The 20,244-nt window shown below is 52.4% G+C and carries 25 protein-coding genes and 1 tRNA gene; 16 read left to right on the top strand and 10 right to left on the bottom strand.

Annotation, left to right across the window (positions count from 1 at the left end):
- The first annotated feature begins 6 nt into the window (after nt 1-6).
- Complete coding sequence (locus tag TGAM_RS05740) at nt 7-690, top strand: DUF4152 family protein (RefSeq protein WP_015858746.1); 684 nt, start codon at nt 7-9, stop codon at nt 688-690.
- Here TGAM_RS05740 and TGAM_RS05735 read toward each other — a convergent pair.
- The 3 genes from TGAM_RS05735 to TGAM_RS05725 form a co-directional block, all read right to left on the bottom strand.
- Entirely contained in the window at nt 662-2,080 is a 1,419-nt protein-coding gene (locus TGAM_RS05735) for an ATP-binding protein (RefSeq protein WP_015858745.1), read from the bottom strand. The genes TGAM_RS05740 and TGAM_RS05735 overlap by 29 nt on opposite strands.
- Nucleotides 2,081-2,145: 65 nt before the next feature.
- Nucleotides 2,146-4,053 (bottom strand): indolepyruvate ferredoxin oxidoreductase subunit alpha, encoded by a 1,908-nt coding sequence (gene iorA, locus TGAM_RS05730; protein ID WP_048811187.1) that lies wholly within the window; start codon nt 4,051-4,053, stop codon nt 2,146-2,148.
- 87 nt (nt 4,054-4,140) lie between these two features.
- Nucleotides 4,141-4,395, bottom strand: a complete 255-nt coding sequence (locus TGAM_RS05725; RefSeq protein WP_015858743.1) for a hypothetical protein — start codon at nt 4,393-4,395, stop codon at nt 4,141-4,143.
- Between the two features lie 90 nt (nt 4,396-4,485).
- Between TGAM_RS05725 and TGAM_RS05720 the strand changes: the two genes are divergently transcribed.
- The 7 genes from TGAM_RS05720 to TGAM_RS05690 are packed head-to-tail and all read left to right on the top strand — an operon-like array spanning nt 4,486 to nt 8,211.
- Nucleotides 4,486-4,773 (top strand): hypothetical protein, encoded by a 288-nt coding sequence (locus tag TGAM_RS05720; protein ID WP_015858742.1) that lies wholly within the window; start codon nt 4,486-4,488, stop codon nt 4,771-4,773.
- Nucleotides 4,774-4,782: 9 nt separating this feature from the next.
- On the top strand, nt 4,783-5,103 hold the full coding sequence (locus TGAM_RS05715) for a hypothetical protein (protein ID WP_015858741.1): 321 nt from the start codon (nt 4,783-4,785) through the stop codon (nt 5,101-5,103).
- A 36-nt stretch (nt 5,104-5,139) separates the two neighbouring features.
- A complete protein-coding gene (locus tag TGAM_RS05710) occupies nt 5,140-5,631 on the top strand; it encodes a DUF2178 domain-containing protein (RefSeq protein WP_015858740.1) in 492 nt (163 codons plus the stop codon).
- Between the two features lie 2 nt (nt 5,632-5,633).
- Nucleotides 5,634-5,831, top strand: a complete 198-nt coding sequence (locus tag TGAM_RS05705; RefSeq protein WP_015858739.1) for a helix-turn-helix transcriptional regulator — start codon at nt 5,634-5,636, stop codon at nt 5,829-5,831.
- A 1-nt stretch (nt 5,832) separates the two neighbouring features.
- Nucleotides 5,833-6,198, top strand: coding sequence for a hypothetical protein (locus TGAM_RS05700; RefSeq protein ID WP_048811185.1), 366 nt, complete (start codon nt 5,833-5,835; stop codon nt 6,196-6,198).
- Nucleotides 6,188-6,943, top strand: a complete 756-nt coding sequence (locus TGAM_RS05695; protein WP_015858737.1) for an ABC transporter ATP-binding protein — start codon at nt 6,188-6,190, stop codon at nt 6,941-6,943. Before TGAM_RS05700 ends, TGAM_RS05695 begins: the two co-directional genes overlap by 11 nt.
- Nucleotides 6,940-8,211 carry an ABC transporter permease gene (locus TGAM_RS05690; protein WP_015858736.1) on the top strand — a complete coding sequence of 424 codons (1,272 nt, stop codon included), beginning with the start codon at nt 6,940-6,942 and terminating at the stop codon, nt 8,209-8,211. The genes TGAM_RS05695 and TGAM_RS05690 overlap by 4 nt, the downstream gene beginning before the upstream one ends.
- A 28-nt stretch (nt 8,212-8,239) precedes the next feature.
- Here TGAM_RS05690 and TGAM_RS05685 read toward each other — a convergent pair.
- A tRNA-Met gene (locus TGAM_RS05685) sits at nt 8,240-8,317 on the bottom strand.
- A gap of 92 nt (nt 8,318-8,409) precedes the next feature.
- Here TGAM_RS05685 and TGAM_RS05680 point away from each other — a divergent pair.
- Genes TGAM_RS05680 through TGAM_RS05670 form a run of 3 tightly spaced genes read left to right on the top strand, consistent with a single transcriptional unit; the run spans nt 8,410 to nt 11,256 of the window.
- Nucleotides 8,410-9,570 carry an aconitase X catalytic domain-containing protein gene (locus tag TGAM_RS05680; protein WP_048811184.1) on the top strand — a complete coding sequence of 387 codons (1,161 nt, stop codon included), beginning with the start codon at nt 8,410-8,412 and terminating at the stop codon, nt 9,568-9,570.
- Between the two features lie 9 nt (nt 9,571-9,579).
- On the top strand, nt 9,580-9,975 hold the full coding sequence (locus TGAM_RS05675; RefSeq protein WP_015858734.1) for a DUF126 domain-containing protein: 396 nt from the start codon (nt 9,580-9,582) through the stop codon (nt 9,973-9,975).
- Nucleotides 9,976-10,014: 39 nt separating this feature from the next.
- Nucleotides 10,015-11,256: a site-2 protease family protein gene (locus TGAM_RS05670; RefSeq protein WP_015858733.1), complete on the top strand. Its 1,242-nt coding sequence runs from the start codon at nt 10,015-10,017 to the stop codon at nt 11,254-11,256.
- Here TGAM_RS05670 and TGAM_RS05665 read toward each other — a convergent pair whose 3' ends face one another.
- Nucleotides 11,257-11,802, bottom strand: a complete 546-nt coding sequence (locus TGAM_RS05665) for an HTH domain-containing protein (protein WP_015858732.1) — start codon at nt 11,800-11,802, stop codon at nt 11,257-11,259.
- A gap of 295 nt (nt 11,803-12,097) precedes the next feature.
- Between TGAM_RS05665 and TGAM_RS05660 the strand changes: the two genes are divergently transcribed.
- A complete protein-coding gene (locus TGAM_RS05660) occupies nt 12,098-12,283 on the top strand; it encodes a class III signal peptide-containing protein (protein WP_015858731.1) in 186 nt (61 codons plus the stop codon).
- A 37-nt stretch (nt 12,284-12,320) separates the two neighbouring features.
- Complete coding sequence (locus tag TGAM_RS05655; RefSeq protein WP_015858730.1) at nt 12,321-12,521, top strand: class III signal peptide-containing protein; 201 nt, start codon at nt 12,321-12,323, stop codon at nt 12,519-12,521.
- Between the two features lie 6 nt (nt 12,522-12,527).
- On the opposite strand, the gene TGAM_RS05650 is transcribed toward TGAM_RS05655, so the two are convergent.
- Nucleotides 12,528-14,729, bottom strand: a complete 2,202-nt coding sequence (locus TGAM_RS05650) for a glycosyltransferase family 39 protein (RefSeq protein WP_015858729.1) — start codon at nt 14,727-14,729, stop codon at nt 12,528-12,530.
- Nucleotides 14,730-14,801: 72 nt separating this feature from the next.
- Nucleotides 14,802-16,739: a DUF6541 family protein gene (locus tag TGAM_RS05645; RefSeq protein WP_148206272.1), complete on the bottom strand. Its 1,938-nt coding sequence runs from the start codon at nt 16,737-16,739 to the stop codon at nt 14,802-14,804.
- A 4-nt stretch (nt 16,740-16,743) separates the two neighbouring features.
- On the opposite strand from TGAM_RS05645, the gene TGAM_RS11420 reads away from it, so the two are divergent.
- Both TGAM_RS11420 and TGAM_RS05640 read left to right on the top strand, forming a co-directional pair.
- The gene (locus TGAM_RS11420; RefSeq protein WP_148206271.1) at nt 16,744-17,154 is read left to right on the top strand and encodes a hypothetical protein; all 411 of its coding nucleotides are present in this window, start codon (nt 16,744-16,746) and stop codon (nt 17,152-17,154) included.
- A 53-nt stretch (nt 17,155-17,207) separates the two neighbouring features.
- On the top strand, nt 17,208-17,771 hold the full coding sequence (locus TGAM_RS05640; protein WP_015858727.1) for a hypothetical protein: 564 nt from the start codon (nt 17,208-17,210) through the stop codon (nt 17,769-17,771).
- On the opposite strand, the gene cyaB is transcribed toward TGAM_RS05640, so the two are convergent.
- Genes cyaB through TGAM_RS05625 form a run of 3 tightly spaced genes read right to left on the bottom strand, consistent with a single transcriptional unit; the run spans nt 17,768 to nt 19,300 of the window.
- Nucleotides 17,768-18,277, bottom strand: coding sequence for a class IV adenylate cyclase (gene cyaB / locus TGAM_RS05635; RefSeq protein WP_015858726.1), 510 nt, complete (start codon nt 18,275-18,277; stop codon nt 17,768-17,770). The genes TGAM_RS05640 and cyaB overlap by 4 nt on opposite strands.
- Before the next feature lie 7 nt (nt 18,278-18,284).
- On the bottom strand, nt 18,285-18,767 hold the full coding sequence (locus TGAM_RS05630; RefSeq protein ID WP_015858725.1) for an Lrp/AsnC family transcriptional regulator: 483 nt from the start codon (nt 18,765-18,767) through the stop codon (nt 18,285-18,287).
- The gene (locus TGAM_RS05625) at nt 18,764-19,300 is read right to left on the bottom strand and encodes a UbiX family flavin prenyltransferase (protein ID WP_015858724.1); all 537 of its coding nucleotides are present in this window, start codon (nt 19,298-19,300) and stop codon (nt 18,764-18,766) included. The genes TGAM_RS05630 and TGAM_RS05625 overlap by 4 nt, the downstream gene beginning before the upstream one ends.
- Before the next feature lie 135 nt (nt 19,301-19,435).
- Here TGAM_RS05625 and TGAM_RS05620 point away from each other — a divergent pair, with 135 nt between their 5' ends.
- Nucleotides 19,436-20,242, top strand: a complete 807-nt coding sequence (locus tag TGAM_RS05620) for a DNA integrity scanning protein DisA nucleotide-binding domain protein (RefSeq protein WP_015858723.1) — start codon at nt 19,436-19,438, stop codon at nt 20,240-20,242.
- Nucleotides 20,243-20,244 lie beyond the last annotated feature (2 nt).

Below are 20,244 nucleotides of genomic sequence, written 5' to 3'. Positions count from 1 at the left end.
GATGTTATGAGGATAGTCTCAGCGGACACCGGCGGGGCCCTGCTGACGGAGGACTACGAGCCGATAGGGCTCATTGCAACGGCGGCAGTGCTGGTCGAGAAGCCATACAGGACGGCGACGCTCAGCAGGGTGAAGTACGCGGATCCCTTCGACTACGACATGAGCGGGAGGCAAGCTATTAGGGACGAGGCATTGCTCGCGGTGGAGCTCGCAAGGGAAGTCAGGCCGGACATCATCCATCTCGACTCAACCATCGGCGGGATAGAGGTGAGAAAGCTCGACGAGCCGACGATTGACGCTTTAACGATAACCGACCGCGGGAAGGAAGTCTGGAAAGATCTCGCGAAGGATCTCCAGCCCTTAGCAAAGAAGTTCTGGGAGGAGACGGGAATAGAGATAATTGCCATTGGCAAGTCGAGCGTCCCTGTTAGAATAGCGGAAATCTACGCCGGCCTGTACACCGCCAAGTGGGCGATTGACTATGCGAGGAAGGAAGGGAAAGCTATCGTCGGCCTCCCGCGCTACATGGAGGTCGAGATAAGGCCCGGAAAAATCTACGGGGAGAGCCTCGACCCGCGCGAGGGCGGCCTCTTCGGGGAAATCGAGGCAGACACAGAGGGAATCGGCTGGGAGCTGTATCCAAACCCGCTCGTTAGGCGCTTCATGGTTCTCGAGGTTTGGAGGGAGTGAGGGAATACTGAACAACGTCGTTGAGGTCAAATGCGAGAAAGCCCTCTTTCCTGAGTTCTTCCTTACCCTTGAGTTCCCTCGCTACGATGCCAAACCTGTAATCCCCTTTGAGCGGGAGGAGTTCAGCCTTTCTTTCAAGGGACTTCAAAACCTTCCTCGCGTCCCTCAGGCTCAAATCCTTCCACTTCACCTCGAAGAGAATAATGTTCTTCCGGTCGTAGGTGAGGACGTCTATTTCTTCTCCTCCCCGCCACCACCTGCCGACGCGCTCCGGTTCAAAGCCAAGGTCGAGCTTTCTCACGAAGTCCAGGGCTATTCTCTCGTAGGTTTTGCCAACGAAGGCTGGAAATTCAGCTTTAAAGCGCTCAAAGGCCTTCTCAGGATTTTCTTCAAGAGTGGTATAGTTGTGGTAAACGAAGCGGAACCAGAAGTTGAAGAACTCGTCGCTTATGCGATAGGCGACTTTCCTAGTCTTCAGAGGGTTCTCGGTGGCGGGAACTTCTCTCGTCAGGTACTCGAAGTGGTTCGTCAGCTCGCTGAGGTACTTGCCGACGGTGAGTAGCTTCATACCCGTTTTGTTGCTTATCTCCTTGGGCGTAACGTAGCCGAGGCTGACCGCTTCGAGGATTGAGAAGTGAGCGCGGTAGAACCTGCCGAACTCCAGCTTAAGGACGTTTAAACCTTCTTCCCTCAGAGGGGCGAACTCGTCGAAGAACAGCGCCTTTAGGGTTTTGAGGGAGTCTCCACGATAATACCGCGGGACGTAGAGGAGGTACCTTGGCATTCCGCCCAGTGCTGAATACAGCTCAACGAAGTCCTTTGGTGAAACATCAACCAGAGAGCGCACGAAGTTAAATGAAGTCCAGAAGTCGAAGGGCTTGAGCTTGACCCACTCGTCCACCCTGCCGAAGAGGGGCTCTTTTCTATCCATGAAGATGCGCTTAATCATGCCGACGTACGAGCCAACTGCGATGAGCATGAGGTTTGAGGTCTCCTTTTTCTCGTCCCAGAGCCTCTGGAGGGAGGAGAAGAATGAAGGTTTAACCGTCCTGAAGTTCTGGAATTCATCAAAGACCACAACAAGCTTCCTCTCCTGCGAGAAGTCGAGCAGGAACTCAACCAGCTCCTCTAGGGAGCCGAACTTTGGCTTCACATATGGGGGAAGGTGGTGGGAAAGCTTTTCCTCAATCTCGCGCGAGTACTCCTCGAGGAGCAGAGCCTCGTCCTTCTCGCCAACGAAGAAGTATAGGCCTGGCTTATCCCTTAGGAACTCCCTGGCCAAGGCAGTCTTTCCAACCCTCCGCCTGCCGTAAATCACGAGGAAGCTTGAGCCTGGAAAGGAGTAAACCTCGTTGAGCTTCTCAAGCTCGCGCCACCTGTCGTAGAACATATTACCCACCGAGTATATTACTGAACGAGTAATATTTAAGGATTGCGGGGGAAAGAGAAAACTGATTAAGCCCCCCTCTCCAGCTCGCTCGGGAACTTTATCGCGTCGAAGGGGCACGTCTGGTTGCAGACACCACAGCCCGTGCAGAGCAGGCTGTCTATGCGTACCTTGTTCGTTTCGGGGTCGTAGACGAGCGCCGGACAGCCGGTCAGGAGTATGCACGCCTTACAGCCGGTGCACTTGTCCTCGATGACAACGGGGAGCTCACCTATTTCCCCGCGCCTTATGACGGGAATGACGCACTCACGCTTAGCTATTATCACGGCCGGCCCCTCAACCTGCATGGCCTCCTTTATGGCTTCTCTCGTGGCCTTGAGGTCGTAGGGGTCGACGGTCTTGACGTACTTCACTCCAAGAGCCTTGACCAATGCCTCGATGTCGATCTCGTTGAACTTCCTGCCGGTTTCGCTACCCCCGGTTCCGGGGTGGGGCTGGTGGCCGGTCATGGCGGTGGTTCTGTTGTCGAGTATCATCACCAGAACGTTCAGGTTCTTGTAGACGGCATCGATGAGGGGCTGGATTCCGTTGTGGAAGAAAGTCGAGTCACCGATTGTCGCGATTATCTTCTTGTCCGTGACGATGCTCTGCCCGTTCGCTAAACTTATGCTCGCGCCCATGACGTACTCGGTCCAGATGGCTTCGAGCGGTGGGAGGAGCGAGAGGGCGTAACAGCCTATGTCGCCATGTATTGGGACCTTGTAACGGCCGAGCTTGAGATCCCTCAGCGCGTCCAGCACGGCGCGGTAAGAGCCCCTGTGCGGACAGCCGGGGCACATAACCGGCGGTCTCTTCGGGGCGAGGCTCTCTGCCAGCTTTACCCCCTCTGGCTTCTCGTAGGTCTCTTCACTTTCTCCGATGAGCCTGAGGAGGGCGTTTCTGACGAGGGAAGGCGTTAGCTCGCCCTCAAGGGGCAGATGGCCTGTTCTCTTGCCGTAGATTGGAACGCTCAAGCCGGCCTCGTAGGCGGCTATCTTGACCTCCTCCTCGAGGAGAGGCGCGCCGTCCTCGATTACAATGGCGTAGTCCACATCCTTGAGGAAGTCGGTGACCAACTTCTTCGGTAGCGGGTGGGGCGTTGAGAGCTTGAGAACTTTAAAGTCCGCGTTGATTCTCGGGAGAACCTCCTTCACGTAGTTGTAGGGCGCGCCCTCGACGATTATTCCGATTTTACCGCTCCCCTCGACCCAGTTGAAGGGCATCGAGTTGAACTCCTCCTCAATCTTGGCGAGTGTCTCGTTGAGCCAGCGGTGCCTCTTCCTGTTGCCCTCCATGCTGGCCCTCACGTAGCGCTCGATGTCCTTCTTGAAGACGGGCTTCCTGTCGAGTTCGATGAACTCGCCGACCTCCACGTCGGCGGTCGTGTGGTTAACCCTCGTGGTTGTCCTGAAGATGACCGGGACTTTATAGCGCTCGCTCAGCTCGTAGGCGTACTTGATGAGGTCGTGGGCCTCTTGAGGATCTGCAGGTTCAAGGACGGGCAGGAGCGAGATCTTACCGTAGTAGCGGTCGTCCTGCTCCGTTTGAGATGTGTGCGGGCCTGGGTCATCAGCCACGAGGATCACGAGACCTCCCTCGACGCCTGAATATGCGAGGCTCATAAGAGGGTCCGCTGCCACGTTTAAACCGACGCACTTCATGGTTACGAGCGCCCTCAAGCCCGTGTAGGCAACTCCCGCCGCTTCCTCAAGGGCAACCTTTTCGTTGGGAGCCCACTCGGCAAAAACTTCCGGCTTGAGCCTTGCTATCGTCTCGATGACCTCGGTCGAGGGCGTTCCGGGGTAACCGGTTGCAAAAACGACGCCGCTCTCAAGGGCGCCGTAGGCTATCGCCTCGTTTCCCATGAGAAGCTTCTTCTCTCGCCTTTCACCTTTAACCTCGGTCGAATCAGAAGGGTAAGCCTTAACCGTCTCCATACAACCACCTTTCAAAGGTTGGAGGAAGGATATAAAACTTGTAGCTCGAAAAAATGCCCCAAAACCCAAAGGATTTTCACAGAATCCTCAGCGTTTCTTTCCGTAGTTTGGATCATAGAAGTACTTTCCGTGAGCCTTGGCCTGAGCATCGAGGACGCGTCTCTGGACGAGGAAAGCATAAAGGGCGTAGCCAAGGATTACTATTAACCCGACGGTTCCGAACATTTTGAGCAGCGTATAGGCCCAGAACCCAACGAATGCTATGATGCCTATAACTACCGCCGCGAAAATCCCCAGAAGTATCTTGTACCCATACCTCTCCATAAAGAGGGCAAAGTCCATGCCCACCACCGTTATAAATTCTTTTCACCGGTTGATATAAGCGTTTTGGCACGAGGACAAGGTTATTAAGGAAAACACTGAGGTCTTTCCATGAAGGTGGGAGAGCTCCTTGAACTCGTTGAGGAGGCGATCGGGGACATTAAGGTCGCGATAGTGGCCAACCAGATGAGGTCTTTTGAGAGCCCATATACAAGTCTGGAGTTCACCCAGAGGGCCGTAGAGCTCCAGGAGGATCTCAACGAGCTTGTAAGACTGCGGGATCGATTGCTAGCCCTCGATCCCGAGACGGACGCTGAGGAAGTCTTCGGGCAGGATGACCTTGAGAAACTTCTCGAGTACTTCAAACTGCTCCGGGAGAGCAAGAGCCACCTGTACTGAGGGATGGAGATGAAGTTTGGGGAGCTAAAAGTCACGATGTTCGTGCTGAGCCTTCAGGGCCTTCTAGCTTTATATCAGGGGACGAAGTTTCCTGCCGTTTACCTTCCCTTCGCCCTACTTGACTTCCTTCTCGCGTGGGGGGTTTATTCCCGCAAAAACACCGCCGTCAAGGTTTCCCTGGTGTACCTCGCCCTTGACCTCTTTCTTGCGATATTCTACCTCATCTCCGGGGTTCTGCTGAAAGGAGTTATAGCCCTCCTGGACTTTCTGGCCATCCACGACATGGTGTCCTACGTCGAGGAACTCTACCGCGAGGAGCAAAGCTTATAAGGATGTAAAGGAAGCTTTACGTAAAGGAAACTTTACATGGTGGAGGCTATGAAAGAAATCCTCCTGAACCTCATCGTGTGGACGCTCCTGGTTATCCTCGGGAGTGCGCTTTTAATCCTAGCCTCCCGCAAATCGGAGGAACCCGAGAGAAAGAGGGCAATGATTCCGGCATACGTTCTCGTCCTCACGATGGGCTACTTCCTCGGCTGGGCGACGAGCAGTAAAAAACTTCCCCTTGCCTTTGCCGTCTTTGTTTCCGGCGCGGTTCTCCTCTGGCTGTATTATAGGCACCTGGAGAAGAAAGGACACGTCCTCGAGGACGAGAGAACGTTGAGGATAGAGGAAATCGCCTCCAGAAGAACCCTTCAGGTAGCGATGATAGTCCTGGCCTTCACGACGATTTACCTCTCGATAGCCCAAGTGGAAAAGCCCGAGCTCAGGCCCGCCTTTAAGCTAACCTCCGGCCTCTTGGCGATTCTGCTACTCCTCCACTGGGGACTCATCAACTATTATTCCCGGAGGATGTAGAGATGAAGAACCGCCTGCGCGAGCTCAGGGAGGCGAAAGGGCTCACACAGGAGGAGCTCGCAAAAGCCTTGGGAGTTACGAGGCAGACGATTATTGCGATTGAAAAAGGGAAGTACGACCCCTCCCTAAGGCTGGCTTTCAAGATTGCCCGGTTCTTCGGCCTTAAAATTGAAGACGTGTTCATCTACGAGGGTGATTGAGGTGAACGGTAGGAAGGTTGCGGGCTTCGCACTGTATTTCCTCGGCATAGCCCTAGGGATAGCCAGACCGCCCGTTGAAAGGCTCGCATGCATGAAGCTCCCGAGCGGAGAGGTCTCTAAGGGGATAAACACGCCACTGCTTCTCATCGAGGTCAGCCTCATAATGGTGGGTGCACTCTTCGTGGGGCTGGGGCACCGATTCAAAAACAGACATGAACTTAACGGCTGGCTCGGAGTGGCTACTGGTCTCGGCATAGCTTTTGTGGGGGGATACGCAAGAATAACGGAGCTTTTCGCGTTTGGCGTTGTTCTCACCACCCTTGGACTTTTCGTTTACAAAATCGGGGGGCGTGAGGATGCTCGTTGAGGTTGAGAACCTTGAGAAGGATTATGGCAAGGTCAAAGCGCTGAAGGGGATAAGCTTCTCCGTCAGGGAAGGAGAGGTATTCGGTCTCATCGGGCCGAACGGGGCTGGAAAGAGCACGACCCTCAAAATCCTCGCCACCCTGCTGAGGCCAACCAAAGGAACGGCGAGGATAGCAGGCCATGATGTTGTTACGGAAGCTGACAAAGTTAGGGCCCTGATCAGCTACCTTCCCGAGGAGGCGGGAGCCTACAAAAACCTAACCGGAAGGGAGTACCTGGAGTTCATGGCGAGGCTTTACGCCAAAGACGAGCAAAAGGCCAGAAAGATGCTCCAGCTCGGCGTTGAGCTCGCCGGCCTTGGGGAGAGGCTCGACGACAAGGTCTCAACGTATTCCAAGGGAATGACGCGCAAGCTTCTCATTGCGAGGGCCCTCATGGTGAAGCCAAGGCTTGCCATTCTTGACGAGCCGGCAAGCGGACTCGACATAGTGAACGCCTACGAGATTAGAAAAACGATAAGGCGCTTCGCGAGGAGCGAAGGGACAACGTTCCTGATTTCGAGCCACAACATGTTAGAGGTTGAGTTTCTCTGCGACCGCGTTGCCATGATTGCCGATGGAAGAATCGTCGAGATCGGAACGCCGGGGGAGCTGAAAGCCAAATACGAGGCCGAGAACCTCGAGGAGGTCTTCATGAGGGCCATCGGGGTTAGTATTCCCGAGCCAGTTGGGGGTGAGGGCTCGTGAGCGATTTCCTTGTTCTGGCAAAGAAGGAGATAAAGAACCTCATGAGGGACAAAAAACTGATATTTGGCCTCATAATTGTCCCCCTCATCGTCTATCCAGCCCTCGGCAAGATGATGCAGTTCGGCTTCGAGAGCGCGACGAAGGAAACGCACGTTGCGATAGTTAACTTCGACGACGGAAAGTACGGAGAGCTTCTCATAAAAGCCCTCAACGCGAGCCCTAACGTGAGTGTAACCGTTATCACAGCCCCATCCGTAGAAGAAGCCCTAAAGCGAGCACTTCAGGAAAATCAAAACGTCCTGGTAGTGATTCCGCATAACTTCAGCGGGAGTATAGAATCCGACAGGATCGCGACCGTTGAGATATACGGCGTTTTCAAAGGGTTGAGCTCTGGGATGAGGGAGAGCGTGAGCGAGGGCAGAATCAACGCGGTTATAGCCGTTCTCTCGGAGGAGATAGCAAGGTTGAAGGTCAAGTCCCTCGGTGCGGGGAATCCTGAGGCGATACTCCATCCTATCCGGGCGGAGAGCAGATCGTACTTCATGGGCAGGATAGTTAACGTCTCTCCAACGGTTATTTCACAGGTCTTAGCTTCCCAATCCTACGGACTGCCCCTCATAGTCTTCCTAATGGTCATGATCACGTCGCAGATGGCGGCCGGAACGGTGGCGGCCGAGAAGGAAAATAAGACCCTTGAAACGCTCCTGACTCTTCCGGTGAGGAGAACCACGATAGTTGCCTCAAAGATAACGGGAACGGCCGTGATGGGCGTCATAGCTGCATTAGCTTACATGGTTGGCCTCAAGCAGTATATGGCAAGCTTTGGAACCCAGACGGGGGTCTCGCTGAGCGAGCTCGGCCTGTCGGTAACGCCCTCGGGACTGGCCCTCTTCGGCGTCGTGGTCTTCCTGACCATAGCCTTTTCGCTGAGCTTGTCGATGCTCTTAGCTGTCTTCGCCGAAGACGTGCAGAGCGCCAACACCGTCGTCAGCTCGGTTATACTGCCCCTCGCTTTCCCGGCGTTCCTGCTGATGTTCATCGACCTAACCCAGCTGCCCCCAGTTGCCCGCTACATCCTTCTGGCAATACCGTTCACACACCCGATAGTCGGCTACAGGTACGCTGTGACAGGCGAATACTCCCCAATGCTCTTCAGTGTTGCCTACTTAGGAGCCATCGCCCTCGTGACTCTCTACCTGACGGCAAGAATCTTCTCCAGTGAGAAAGTACTGACTGCAAAGATCAGCTGGGGCAAAAGAAAGCGCTGAGAGATTAGAATTGGAGAAAACGGCAGTTTGGTAGCGGGGGGAGGATTTGAACCTCCGACCTCCGGGTTATGAGCCCGGCGGGCACTCCTAGCTGCCCCACCCCGCTGCTTGACCCATTAGTTAGTGAAAGGGAGGAGGTTTATAAATCTTTCGGGCTGGGTTTATATTCCCTGAGCGCTAATCGGGACGGTGGGTCCGATGTACCTGACGAAGGAAGAGGAGCTCGTTTTGGCCGGTGAGTACGGCTACGCCCTCCAGAAAGCCATGGAGATCCTCGTAGCCCTCGGAGAGATCTATGGGGCGGACAGGCTAATCCCGATCAAGAGTGCCCAGATAGCGGGGGTCTCATACAAGAACCTCGGCGAAGCCGGCGTTGAATTCCTGAGGGACTTTCTGGAGGCAGGGGCAAAGGTTAGCGTCTACACAACTTTAAATCCGGCCGGAATAGGAGACGAAGAGTTTATGGAGAAGCAGCGTGAAGTGCTCGAGATTTACAGGAAAATGGGAGTTGAGGTGACATCAACCTGCACGCCTTACTATGGAGCGAACCTGCCGAAGTTCGGCGATCACCTGGCCTGGAGCGAGAGCTCCGCCGTAAGCTTTGCAAACTCCATCCTAGGCGCGAGGACGAACAGGGAGGGCGGCCCATCGAGTTTGGCCTCAGCCATAATCGGGAAAACTCCCAACTACGGCCTTCATCTCGATGAAAACAGGAAGGCAACCGTCCTTGTGAAGGTTGAGGCAAGACTTAAGACTTTCGTCGATTACTCCACCCTCGGCTACCATCTCGGTCGGGTTCTTGGAAACGATGTGCCCTACATAACCAACCTCAAACCGGAAAGCGTCGATTACCTCAAAGAACTCGGGGCTTCAATGGCGGCAACCGGTTCAATAGCGCTCTACCACGTCGAGGGCGAGACCCCCGAATACAGAACCGCAGTTGTTGACAAGGTGGAAGAGATTGCCGTTGAAGATGCCGACCTCAGGGCAGTGAGGGAGGAATTCTCAGACGACTGGAGCGAGATTGACATGATACTCATCGGCTGTCCTCACGCTTCCTTGAGAGAGATTAAAGAGGTCGCTGAGCTCCTCACCATGCGCGGAAAGCCGCTAAAAATACCGCTCTTCATCACTGCGAGCAGGGCTGTAAAGGCTTTAGCCGACTCACTCGGTTACACGGAGATCATAGAGCGCTATAACGGGCGGATTATAGCGGATTCCTGCTTCGTCGTGTCGCCGATTAAGGGCTGGTACAACGGCATCGCCACCAACAGCGGAAAGAGTGCCTTCTACTTCCGCTCCTTTGGCTTTAAGGTCAGGCTCGACGATGCAGAGAGGCTCATAAAAGAAGCCCCGTGAGGTGGTAGGATGAAGCTGAGGGGAAGAAAGGTCGTCGGCGGGAAGGCAGAGGGAGAGCTGATAGTCTCGAAAAAACCACTCTCCTTCCTCGGCGGGGTTGACCCCGAGACCGGAATCGTCACCGACGCGGAGAGCGACATAAGAGGCCAGAGCATAGCGGGCAAAATCCTCGCCTTCCCACGCGGGAAGGGTTCAACGGTTGGCTCCTACGTAATCTACGCCCTTAAGAAGAACGGGAAGGCTCCAAAGGCAATAATCGTCGGTGAAGCCGAGACGATTGTCGCAACCGGGGCCATAATAGCAGGGATTCCAATGGTCCAAGGAATAGACGTGTCCAAGCTCAAAACTGGCCAGAGGGTGAGGATCAACGCCGATGAAGGGGAGGTCGAAGTTCTCGACGGGTAGATTTTTAACCCTTCGTTCCCTCTTTTATCGGGGGAGAGCATGCCAAAGGGAATTTACGAGTGTGTTAACTGCGGTCACAGAGAGATAATCGAGTCAAACGAGCCCATCCTCGAGGGAGCGTGCCCCCAATGCGGCGGAGACATGGTTCTGGTGGGGTTCAGCATTGAAGCCGAAGAACCGGGAGTTGAGATCCAAGTTCTCCCCGGGGTTGAGGAGCTTGTATCGAGGTTCTACCGGGCGGAGTTCGTTGAAAAGCGTGGAGAGGTATACATCTTCAGGGTTAGTGAGATACTCGAGCGGGACTTTGAGGCCGTTCTCAGGGAGTTTGAAGCTAACGGTTACTGGGCAGCACTGAAGAGGGCAGGGGGAGAGATCGTTCTGTACGTCTTTCCGGCCGGCGAGATCAAACAGGACAATCCTAAGATAGGGATAGCGCTCTTCATTCTCACTCTTATCTCCACGCTCTGGGCGGGTTACGGCCTTGCCATTAATTACATAGCGACGCTCGATCAGTTTGGTTTACCCGGCTACAGGAATCCCTACCTCATAGCCGTTGCCTTCTCCCTGAGCGTTCTGGCGATTCTAGGCACCCACGAGATGGGCCACAAGATAGCCGCCACAATGCACAACGTTAAGGCGACCTTCCCCTACTTCATCCCGTTTCCCAATCTGCTCGGCACGCTCGGGGCAGTGATAAGGGTAAAGTCCCCGATCCCAACTAGAAACGCCGCCATCGATCTCGGGGTCAGCGGACCCCTCGCAGGCATTCTGGTAGCGATTCCAGTTACCATCATCGGGCTCCGGCTTTCGCAGGTTGTTCCGGCTTCTCTAGTACCAAGCTCAGGCAAAGGCCTCTACCTCGGCACGAACCTCTTCTTCACGATTCTCGAGAGGGCCATACTGGATGGAAAGATCGCCGGCAACGATTACGTGGTGTTTCTCCATCCGGTCGCCATAGCGGGCTGGGTGGGAATTCTCGTCACTTTCTTGAACCTCATCCCAGCGGCACAGCTCGACGGGGGGCACATAGCAAGGGCATTTATGAACGAGAGACTTCACCGGTACTTCACAATGGGGATAGGACTGACCCTCATACTTATGAGCTACCTCTGGACCGGGTGGATGATCTGGGGACTGCTAGTGCTCTTCATGGGCAGCGCCGGGAACCCGGGGGCGCTGGATGAAGTAAGCCCGATTTCGTGGAGCAGAAAGGGCCTGGCAATTCTTGCCCTGATAATCTTCGTGCTTACAGCCACTCCGGTGCCCTTCTTCGTCAAGTGATTACTTTTTCTCCTTCAGTATCTGCTGGATGTCGTAGTAAATCGTATCCCTCGAAACGCCAAAGACCCTTGCGAGTTCAGATATGTTGAGGACTTTGGGGTTGTATTCAAAAAGCGAGAGCACGTGGGCCAGAAGTTTTCTCCTGTCGGCCGTATCGCTTATCTGGGTCGCGGGCTTCATGGGAAGATTGTAGGCAACGACACCCACCGCATAGGTTCGCCTCGTTACTGGTGTTGTGTACGTCCCGAACTTAAAGGCAACGACCTCGGCGTTTTCTATGAGCGGATTTATCTCCGCGAGAACACCTTCAATGGCCTTTTCCCTGCTCCTTCCCGTGGAGTACTTCGCCACGACCCTACCACCGGGGGTCGATGGGTCAACCAGGAGCCCAGCGGAAAGGTGCATAAATGCACCGAACGTTAGGTTAAGCTCGGCTGATTTTATGTAACATCCAGAACCGGATAGAACTTTATCTATTCTCGAAGTGAACTCCTCAATGCAGTCCTCAACGCTTGCTGACTCACAGGAGACGTGGAACAGCCGCATGCTCCTCCCCAGGAGCTATGTATGGGCATAAAATATATAAACCCTTCCTCTTCAGGCTTTTCTGTCCGTTAAAATACAGTAGTAAAACAACGGGGAATGCATCCCTTCAAATTCGATTTGTATTAATTTCAATGTTGGCAGGGTTATTTTGTGATGTATTCAATACATTTACAGTGCCGTTAAGGCTTCCAAATTTTCCCCAATTTTGCTTAGGAGATCCGGCAAAATTATGGAGAAACCTATTTAAAGGATTTCAAGCTAAATACTTTGACAAGACCTCCCGGAGGTGATGTGAATGATGAGGAAGGCCCAGGGTGCAATCGAGTACCTGTTTATGATTGCGGCAGCGCTTATCATCGTTGCCATTGCTATCAAGTACCTAAAGAGCTCTGGAAAGAGCACCGGTGAGACAATCCAGCAGGGTCAGCAACAGATAAACAACGCAGTGAACAGCGAGCTTAGCGAGGCTCTTAGTTCATGATTTCTGCTATTTCTTTCTTCTTGCGGGAGGTAAGGCTATGGGCAGACTAAGGGCCCAAGGGGCTGTTGAGTACCTGCTTATGGTGGCGCTGGTTCTGATTATCATTGTTTGGGGCTTTCATTACATAAGAATAATTAAAAGTGAGCACGAAAAGCTCGCCGATTCTTTATCCCGTGCCGACAGTAATTTAAACGAAAAAATAAGGAGCGAAGTATCTTCAAATCTTAACTCCGGCTGATTTTTATCATCCCTTTATCCTAACCCCGATGCACTGTACAGTTATCCCGGAGGGGGTTATCCTCTTCACGGTTCCATTGCTCTCAACTGAAAAGCTCCCCCCCGAATAAAACGCCGTAAAGTCGCCGGGAGTTCCATTTTTGACGAGCTTCCCGTCCCGGAGGAACACGACTCTCTCTTTGAACTCAACCGTCAGGTTCACCTCAACCGGAAAAGACAGAGTTAGAGAATCCTCATCCAACTTTAAATGGCCTATGATCGAGTCTCCATCACTTGAATAATAGACAAGTTCGTACCCCCCGCTGGGCTTCCTCTCAACAACGGTTCTCCAAGTGTAGCTCACGTTGCCGATTGAGGGGTAAATGTATGCCACTTCACTACCGTTCACCCATAACTGAAGCTTTCCGGAGAAAGACGAGAAGCCGACTGCATGGGACCGATTTTCGGAGTTCCTGAAGAGCTCTATGACGTCTCCCTTGCCGTAGCTCTCGGCGTAAAGAAGGGATCCGTTAACAACGGCGTGTTCCTTAAGTTTCCCAAAGGTCTCCTCAAAGACCTTTGACTCCCTGCCGATGGCGTACATCCAAGTGCTGAAGAGCAAATAGTCGCTTTCGTTTATGGCCTCCCAGAGCCGGCTGGAGTTCCCCATATACACTATCCCAAACGTATCGAGGTAATAGGGGTCAATCCTGAGGTTTAGGTAATAGGCGTTAAAGGGGTTGACGGAGAGAAAAGTTCCGGTGAGGTTCATTCCCCCGATGTACATGCTCAGGTCATCTCGGAGGTCTTTGCTGTGGCCTGCCCAGGGAATGAGAAGTTTTCCCTCCCGGTAACTGCAAACCATCCCATAATCGGCCGCCCCAAAAACCAAGACGGCCGCAAAGACCAAGGCCACGAGCTTTCTTCCCTCCAGTCTTTCCAAGATCGACTCAAAAAACGCCAGATAGGCAGTTAGAACCATCGGATAGAGGAACCTCATGTTTGGAATGATTGGGAACAGTAGAAGGTACGTAACGAAAGACGTTATGAAAAGGGGCCCCATGACAGACGGCTCCCTAAGCTTCTCCCCGCGGCTGAAGTAAAAGAGGAGGAGGGTGAACATAAAGATAAGCGGAAGATAAAAAACAACGAAATCAGGTTTTTCAGCCCCAAATTTCTCAAAGAGATTTGCGAGAAGGTCAAAAACCCCTGCTAGGGGAGCGTACCTGGAACTCTGAGCCAGATATGTCTGGTTGAGGTAGTCCCTGCTTACACCCAGCCCGAGAGCACCTTCTATCAGGACTTTCGGAAGCAGGAATACCAGGAGATACTGAAGGGCTGTTTTGAGGTTTTTAAGGACTAAATGAAGTGAGCGTACCAGTTTTCGGAGATAGGAAACCCTGAAGACATAGAGAGTCAGGAAGCCCCAGATTATCAAGAAAATTCCAGCGGAGATGATGTGCCCGACGAGTCCTATCCTGTGAACGCCTGGTAAGATAAAGAGGCGTCTCAGTCCATCGGAGGGGTAAATCAGTATCGTGTCCACAATTAGAAGGGACATGATGCCGTAGGCGGCGAGAACCAGAAAAACCTGAACCCTGTTGAGCAGAAGCCTGCCCAGGCGCTCAAGGTAAGATTCGGTTTCCAGGTCGACGAGAAGTACCAGGACAACGTATAGGGCCACAGCATAAGGGATTATCGTGAACTTCGACGTACTGCCAACTCCAGTCCAAAAAAGCGACCAGAGGGCGTCTTTCCTGTTCCTGAGCTTCACGTACCTGACGAAGTGGTACAAGGAAAGCAGGGTAAAAAGCTCAATTGTAGTTTCATGAAACACGAGGCCGTTCATGTGAACCATTATGGGATCCATAACCACGACCGCCGAAAAGAGGACTCCAGTTTTCCAGTCGTGAAGCTCTCTGCCGACAAAGTAGGCAACCAAAACCGCCAGCAGGCCCAGAAAAACCGAGAGTAGTCTTCCAACAACGTAACTATCCCCAAAGAGGCGCAGCCAGAGGGCCAGAAGGTAGTAGTAAAGCGGGGGGTGAACTGCGAAGACGTCCCTATACGGGAGAACGCCATGGTTAATCAGCCTCGCGATCATCAGGTAAGTTCCCTCATCGTAGTCGAAGTACTCGTTCATTGTTCCCGACATGTTCCATAGGCGGGTCAGCAGGTAATACAGGATTAACACCGAGAGCGACAGGATTTTTTTGGTTTCAGCCTTCATGTTACCCCCCCATTATGGAAACCTGAGATCACGTGAGGATTCTAAGATGACAAATAATAAACCTTTCCGAGCTCAAGATCGGGGAAGCAGTTTAATGAACCGCACGAAGAGAGGACCCTTCTCTGAGGACATGGATAAGAAGACAACCCTGTCCTTTTGAAGTTCAGCTGGGATATTGAGCCTGTTTTCTCCTGCATCAAGCTTAAACTCCCCCACCAGTTTCCCGTTTACAGTAACGTTCAGAGACTGGCTCTGGGGAGAATAGAGGTCTATAACGAAACCTCCGTATTCCCTGCATGGAGCGAATCCTATCACTCCCTTTCTGCCCTTTATCCAGGCGTAATCTAAACCCTCAAGGTACATCCTCCTTATGCCAAAGTACTTCTTTCCAAAGCCGTAGACAAAGTATCTTCCGTACCTCTCGGTATTGCCGGGGATCAAATCGCTGCAGACCCTCAGGGCGGCGGCAGCTTTTCTCTCGTTCGTCGATGTGTCCTTAGAAGAAAGGTCAAAAACCCAGTTGTTCCCGTTCGTCTTCAGGAGCTTGTACTCCTGAAAGAGCTCCAGCGGATTGAGACTGGGGGCGTTGGTATCGATGTAGGCGATGTAACCTGGAAGGACAGCGCTTTCGTTCAGCAACCTCTCCAAAAAGATGGATGGGGTAATGTTACCTATCCTACACCTCTTAATCCTGCTGTTGAACATTACCTTCACACCACTGGAAGGCTCGAAGAAGGGCATCCACTGTGCAGAGTCCAATGTGCAGGAGTTCAGGATGGTAACGTTAGGGAAATGGGTGGAGATCCAGTGGAAGTCATCAAGGTTGTCAGCCCTGACGTAGAAGTTCGCCTCCGCTGAGAGGAGGTCGTAGGCCGTCCCCAAGGCAGGGGTCAGGAAGAACGCTCCAACAACGCTCAGATAGAAGAGCTTCTTACTCACTTCCCGCACCGGCAGTCCGAACACGAGCTCGCGGAACCATAGGAGCCCAGTCCCGGCGAAAACGGGAAGCACGGGGACCAGCCAGAGGAACATCCTCTCTATTGCGGCCGTGCTGTAGAATGGTACGGAGACGTTTACCGTCAGCCTGTCAAGGATTAGGAGGAGGACGAAGGCGGAAAAAACTACGAGTGAGGCCCCTTTTCTCCGATACTCCCTTTTATATAGGAGGAAAACCCCACCGAGAAACGTGAATATTGTTCCGAGGTAGTTGTCGTTCCTCACCGTTGCCCATTTTGTAAAGAGTTCAAAATACCACCAAGTGTCCCTAGATCCTTTACCATGGAAGAGGGAGAGCTTGGACAAAGCAACCCCTATATAAGAGGCCCAAGGGTACTCAATTTTTATGTGGACCAGGGAAGGAAACCAGAAGTAGGGATCAACAATGGCGTGGACGAAAAGGGGAACCGCAAAAAATGTGATGGCCTGTTTTAAAAATGAGGTTAAGTTACGGGTGCTCAAGCCATCGAAGAGGAGCTTAAGGCCGAGGTAAACCGCGGCCACAAAGACGTAGTTCTGATAGCTGTAGGGGTGAACCAGGATGGCACCCACACTCGTGAGAACCAGAAGGGGATATTTTCGCTTATCGGGCCTTTTGTACACCTCGACGAAAATGGCGAGGAGAACTGCAAAGAAGTAGAATCCAAGAAAGTTTGGAGCTATATAAACCAAGAGGTAGTAGTGGAGTATGTTCACCCCTAACATAGTCAGAAGAGTGTAGTTTGCAACTTTCTTCCCGAACCATGTGTAGGAGAGGGCGTAAAGACCCATGGCCAGAAAGACCCACTCCCAGAGCCTGAGTTCCAGCATGACCTTGGGTATCACCCTTTCCCCGCTCAGGAGCATTATGAAAGATGCGAGGGAGTGATAGCCGGCGGGATAAGTTAGGATGTTAAAGATTGGAACAACCTTGGGATAGGTGGTATCGTACCTGAGCATGTACTCGATTTTAGTCGCGTGGAAGAAGTTGTCAACGTTGTCGGTGGGGTACGTGTAAACCGCCCAGTGGATCATCACCATGACCAGTATGGGAACGCCCCACTTGAGAAGGTCGTCCCTCTCACGGGGAAGAGTTTTCAATAACCCGCTTAACTCCTGCCATGAGATAACCAGCAGTACAAAGGTCAACACAACGAGAAAAACCGCTCCGACCGTTATTCCAATCCCCAATAGACTGAAAAGATGGAAAACAATAGCCAAAATCGAGATCCCCACTGCTGGGGCTATTGAAAGCTTAACTGCCAGTGAAGAATTGGGAAAGGCAAGGTTCACCAGAGGGAGGCCAAGTAGCCAGACTAAGACAACAGCCCAGCAGGGGCAGAGGGAGCGGGATAGGATCACTAGAGAGATCACTAAGAGGGAGCTAATAGCAAACGGTCTAAGGAAAGCTCTTTCCAATACTCTAGGCATGAACATGGCGTATGATTAAGGGGGGAGAAGTTTTTAAGTGTTGACGTTGAAGCACTCAAATGGTGAAACACCATGGCATTCTTCTCATTCGGATCAAAAAAGGGTAAAGTCAAAAAGATGCTCGAGAGCGATCAGATCCAGATGGTCGTTGAGGACGCGGCTAGGGACAAAAAGGTTCGTGAGGCACTGTTTGAGCTCCTCCAAGACTCCAATCCCGGTATTGTTGGTGATGCCCTTCTCACCCTAACGATGGTCATGGACAGCAACCCCGACGTGATAAAGCCCCATCTCAATGAAGAAACCGTTAAAAGGCTTCTGGGCCTCGTGGAGTCACGCAATCCCTACGTTCGCGAGAACGCAATGATACTCCTCTACCGCCTCGCAAAGGATCTTCCCGACGTTACAAGAAAGTACTGGGAACTGTTCATGAAGGAAGCGGAGCGCGTTCTGAGGGAGGGAGATCTGAACCAAAAGGGCTTCATGCTGGTTCTCATCGGCGAGTTTGGGATAAAGGAGCTTGAAGGCCTCGTGAAGGAGTTTGTTAACGTTGAGGACAAGGTTATATTACCCTTCGAGGGAAAGAGGTGGGTAAAACTCGGTGATATAGCAAAGGAAACTCTTGAAAAACTGGTTTAACCGTTTTTCTCTTTCATTAACTCTGTATAAAGCCGGGGCTCAACGTCGTTTTCATCGAGTCCCAACTTTCTTGCGGACTCCCATATCTTCTCCCTGGCCTCCTTGGGATTCTCGGAAATCACCTCAATGTCCAGAAACTCTCCTATTCCCTCAACCCGGTTGAGCTCGAAGGTAACATCGCCAAGCCGGTAAACGAGACGGTGCTTCCTTATCAGCACGTCCTCCTGGAGGCCGAGACGCCTCAGTATCTTCCTCATTTCTTCAAAACCCGAGACTTCGACTTCGATTTCATCGAACTCTTCGTTTCTGCCGGGATCCACGATGAGCTTGTGGGTCAGGTAAGTCTTCCCGAGATTTCTGATCCTCCTTATTCTCAACAGTTCGTTCGGTGGAAGGGAGAAATAGAGATCTTCCTGCTCTTCCGTTCTGAGCAATCGGGCCCCGAGGACTTCCAGCTTTTTCTTGGCTTCCTCAAAATTCACGCGAAATTTAACCTCGATTTCCATTCCCTGGTTACACCTCCACGAGGAAGCCCACGAGCTCTTCACCCTTCTTCACATCATCTACCGGATAGACGTTAACCGATTTAAGCGTTGGCAGGGTTCTTATGTTCTCGTCGATGAAAGCGTTGAGCTTCTCCTCGTTCTCGTCACCTAGCAGGGCAATGACGGTGTCCCTACCGCTTTTAGCGACGAGGAGGACGTTGGGGAGCATTGAAAGGGTCTTCATGATGTGGTTCACGTAGCGCTCGAGGAAGTCCTCAATTATGGGGGTCTCAACTTGGAGAATAACTAACGCCGTCCGCTTGGGCCTTAGCTCAGGTCCAAGGAGTATGGTGTAGTGGTCTATAACCCCCCTCTCGATGAGTTTTTTGATTCTGAAATGAACTGTGGATTCGGGCCTGTTAAGAGCTTCGGCTATCTCTGAGATCGTGAGCCTCGCGTCCTTTTTGAGCAACCTGAGTATAGCCCTATCGAGGTCGTCGAGCTGTATCATGGCCCCTCACCCCATCTTGGATAGTTTACATTCACACCTATCTGATCTAGGACTCTCCATATTATAAAGTTTACCATATCATCCAATGTTTTGGGCTTTGTATAAAAACCTGGAGATGCCGGCATAACTATCGCCCCCGCCCTCGAAACGCGCAACATGTTCTCGATGTGTATCACGTTCAGCGGCGTCTCCCGAATGAGGAGCACGAGCCTTCTTCTCTCCTTGAGGGCCACATCGGCGGCTCTGGTTATCAAGTTGTCAGTTATGCCGTTGGCTATTGAGGCAAGAGTTTTCATGGAGCATGGAGCTATGACCATTGCGTCAAAGCGATAGGAACCCGAGGCAGGGGGAGCAAAGAGATCGTCTTCGTTATAATCCGGCTTTAACTCGATCCCGAGTTCATGCCTTGCAACCGCCATCCCGCTCTTCGAGGCGAGGGTTATAACCTCATGACCAAGCATCCTGAGGGTCTCAATAAGCCTTACCCCATAAACGCTGCCACTCGCTCCCGTTATCGCGACCACGATCCTCAACTTTTCCCCCATTCCTCTCCCCCCATTTATACAAGTTCACCCTTTTTAAGCTTACCTAATTCCCTGCGAGGATCTCCAGTTGGTAACAAAAATTTTAAATAATTCAACGGGAAGATTCCCATAAGGGTCGAAAAAATGACAATTCACGTCCTTAGTGAGGCGGCAGTTGCCGTTGCTGAGAAGATAAAGTCCCGGATAATAGTCTTCTTGGAGACCCCACCAAAGGAAGTCGAATCAGCACTCCTCCTCAACACCAAACTGACCGTCGTCATCGTGGGGCCGGTTTTCGATGTGCGCAACAGACGTTTACTCCGTCTCAGTATCCCCCCAACCCTTGACAGGGAGAGCGTTCTCAACCTCGTCTCGGCCTTCCTGATCGAGCAGGGTCTCATAAAAGAGGGGGAATCCTTCGTCTACGTCTCGAGTTCCGAGCTCGGCATCAAATCCGTCAAAAAGAACCTGTTCGCCGTTAACGGCTTCTTCTCACACTCTCAATCCGTAGTCCAGAGGCTCCTTGAGATAGCAATTGAACTGAGCATCGAGGGAAGGGAGGGACACCCAATCGGTACGCTCTTCGTTGTCGGTGACGTCAAGAACGTCATGAAGCACTCCCACAGTATGCTCCCAAATCCCTTCAAAGGGCACAAGATAAACGTTCTCGACAGAAAAAGCAAGGAGATCATCAAGGAGTTCGCCCAGCTCGATGGAGCTTTCATAGTAAGCTCACGGGGAAGAATTCTGGCCGCGGGAGTTTATCTGGAAGTTGACCCAAAGAGCCTCAACCTCAGACTTCCCCCCGGTCTGGGAAGCAGGCACATAGCCGCGGCGGGTATAACCAAACTGACCAAGGCAACGGCGATAAGCCTGTCTGAGAGCGGGACGATAAGGATCTTCAAGAACGGGATGATGCTCCTCGAGTACAACCCGAGGATGAAATATTGAAA

This window comes from Thermococcus gammatolerans EJ3 (genome assembly GCF_000022365.1).
In the GTDB taxonomy this organism is placed as follows: Archaea; Methanobacteriota_B; Thermococci; order Thermococcales; family Thermococcaceae; genus Thermococcus; species Thermococcus gammatolerans.
Note: the sequence above shows the minus strand (reverse complement) of the source record. Positions and strands in the feature narration are given on the sequence as shown.

Bases quoted from the DNA above. Each gene is read 5' to 3' on its own strand.
- TGAM_RS05740 (WP_015858746.1), top strand. From the start codon at position 7: ATGAGGATAGTCTCAGCGGACACCGGCGGGGCCCTGCTGACGGAGGAC.
- TGAM_RS05735 (WP_015858745.1), bottom strand. From the start codon at position 2,080: ATGTTCTACGACAGGTGGCGCGAGCTTGAGAAGCTCAACGAGGTTTAC.
- iorA (WP_048811187.1), bottom strand. From the start codon at position 4,053: ATGGAGACGGTTAAGGCTTACCCTTCTGATTCGACCGAGGTTAAAGGT.
- TGAM_RS05725 (WP_015858743.1), bottom strand. From the start codon at position 4,395: ATGGACTTTGCCCTCTTTATGGAGAGGTATGGGTACAAGATACTTCTG.
- TGAM_RS05720 (WP_015858742.1), top strand. From the start codon at position 4,486: ATGAAGGTGGGAGAGCTCCTTGAACTCGTTGAGGAGGCGATCGGGGAC.
- TGAM_RS05715 (WP_015858741.1), top strand. From the start codon at position 4,783: ATGAAGTTTGGGGAGCTAAAAGTCACGATGTTCGTGCTGAGCCTTCAG.
- TGAM_RS05710 (WP_015858740.1), top strand. From the start codon at position 5,140: ATGGTGGAGGCTATGAAAGAAATCCTCCTGAACCTCATCGTGTGGACG.
- TGAM_RS05705 (WP_015858739.1), top strand. From the start codon at position 5,634: ATGAAGAACCGCCTGCGCGAGCTCAGGGAGGCGAAAGGGCTCACACAG.
- TGAM_RS05695 (WP_015858737.1), top strand. From the start codon at position 6,188: ATGCTCGTTGAGGTTGAGAACCTTGAGAAGGATTATGGCAAGGTCAAA.
- TGAM_RS05680 (WP_048811184.1), top strand. From the start codon at position 8,410: ATGTACCTGACGAAGGAAGAGGAGCTCGTTTTGGCCGGTGAGTACGGC.
- TGAM_RS05675 (WP_015858734.1), top strand. From the start codon at position 9,580: ATGAAGCTGAGGGGAAGAAAGGTCGTCGGCGGGAAGGCAGAGGGAGAG.
- TGAM_RS05670 (WP_015858733.1), top strand. From the start codon at position 10,015: ATGCCAAAGGGAATTTACGAGTGTGTTAACTGCGGTCACAGAGAGATA.
- TGAM_RS05665 (WP_015858732.1), bottom strand. From the start codon at position 11,802: ATGCGGCTGTTCCACGTCTCCTGTGAGTCAGCAAGCGTTGAGGACTGC.
- TGAM_RS05660 (WP_015858731.1), top strand. From the start codon at position 12,098: ATGATGAGGAAGGCCCAGGGTGCAATCGAGTACCTGTTTATGATTGCG.
- TGAM_RS05655 (WP_015858730.1), top strand. From the start codon at position 12,321: ATGGGCAGACTAAGGGCCCAAGGGGCTGTTGAGTACCTGCTTATGGTG.
- TGAM_RS05650 (WP_015858729.1), bottom strand. From the start codon at position 14,729: ATGAAGGCTGAAACCAAAAAAATCCTGTCGCTCTCGGTGTTAATCCTG.
- TGAM_RS05645 (WP_148206272.1), bottom strand. From the start codon at position 16,739: ATGATCCACTGGGCGGTTTACACGTACCCCACCGACAACGTTGACAAC.
- TGAM_RS11420 (WP_148206271.1), top strand. From the start codon at position 16,744: ATGACCAGTATGGGAACGCCCCACTTGAGAAGGTCGTCCCTCTCACGG.
- TGAM_RS05640 (WP_015858727.1), top strand. From the start codon at position 17,208: ATGGCATTCTTCTCATTCGGATCAAAAAAGGGTAAAGTCAAAAAGATG.
- cyaB (WP_015858726.1), bottom strand. From the start codon at position 18,277: ATGGAAATCGAGGTTAAATTTCGCGTGAATTTTGAGGAAGCCAAGAAA.
- TGAM_RS05630 (WP_015858725.1), bottom strand. From the start codon at position 18,767: ATGATACAGCTCGACGACCTCGATAGGGCTATACTCAGGTTGCTCAAA.
- TGAM_RS05620 (WP_015858723.1), top strand. From the start codon at position 19,436: ATGACAATTCACGTCCTTAGTGAGGCGGCAGTTGCCGTTGCTGAGAAG.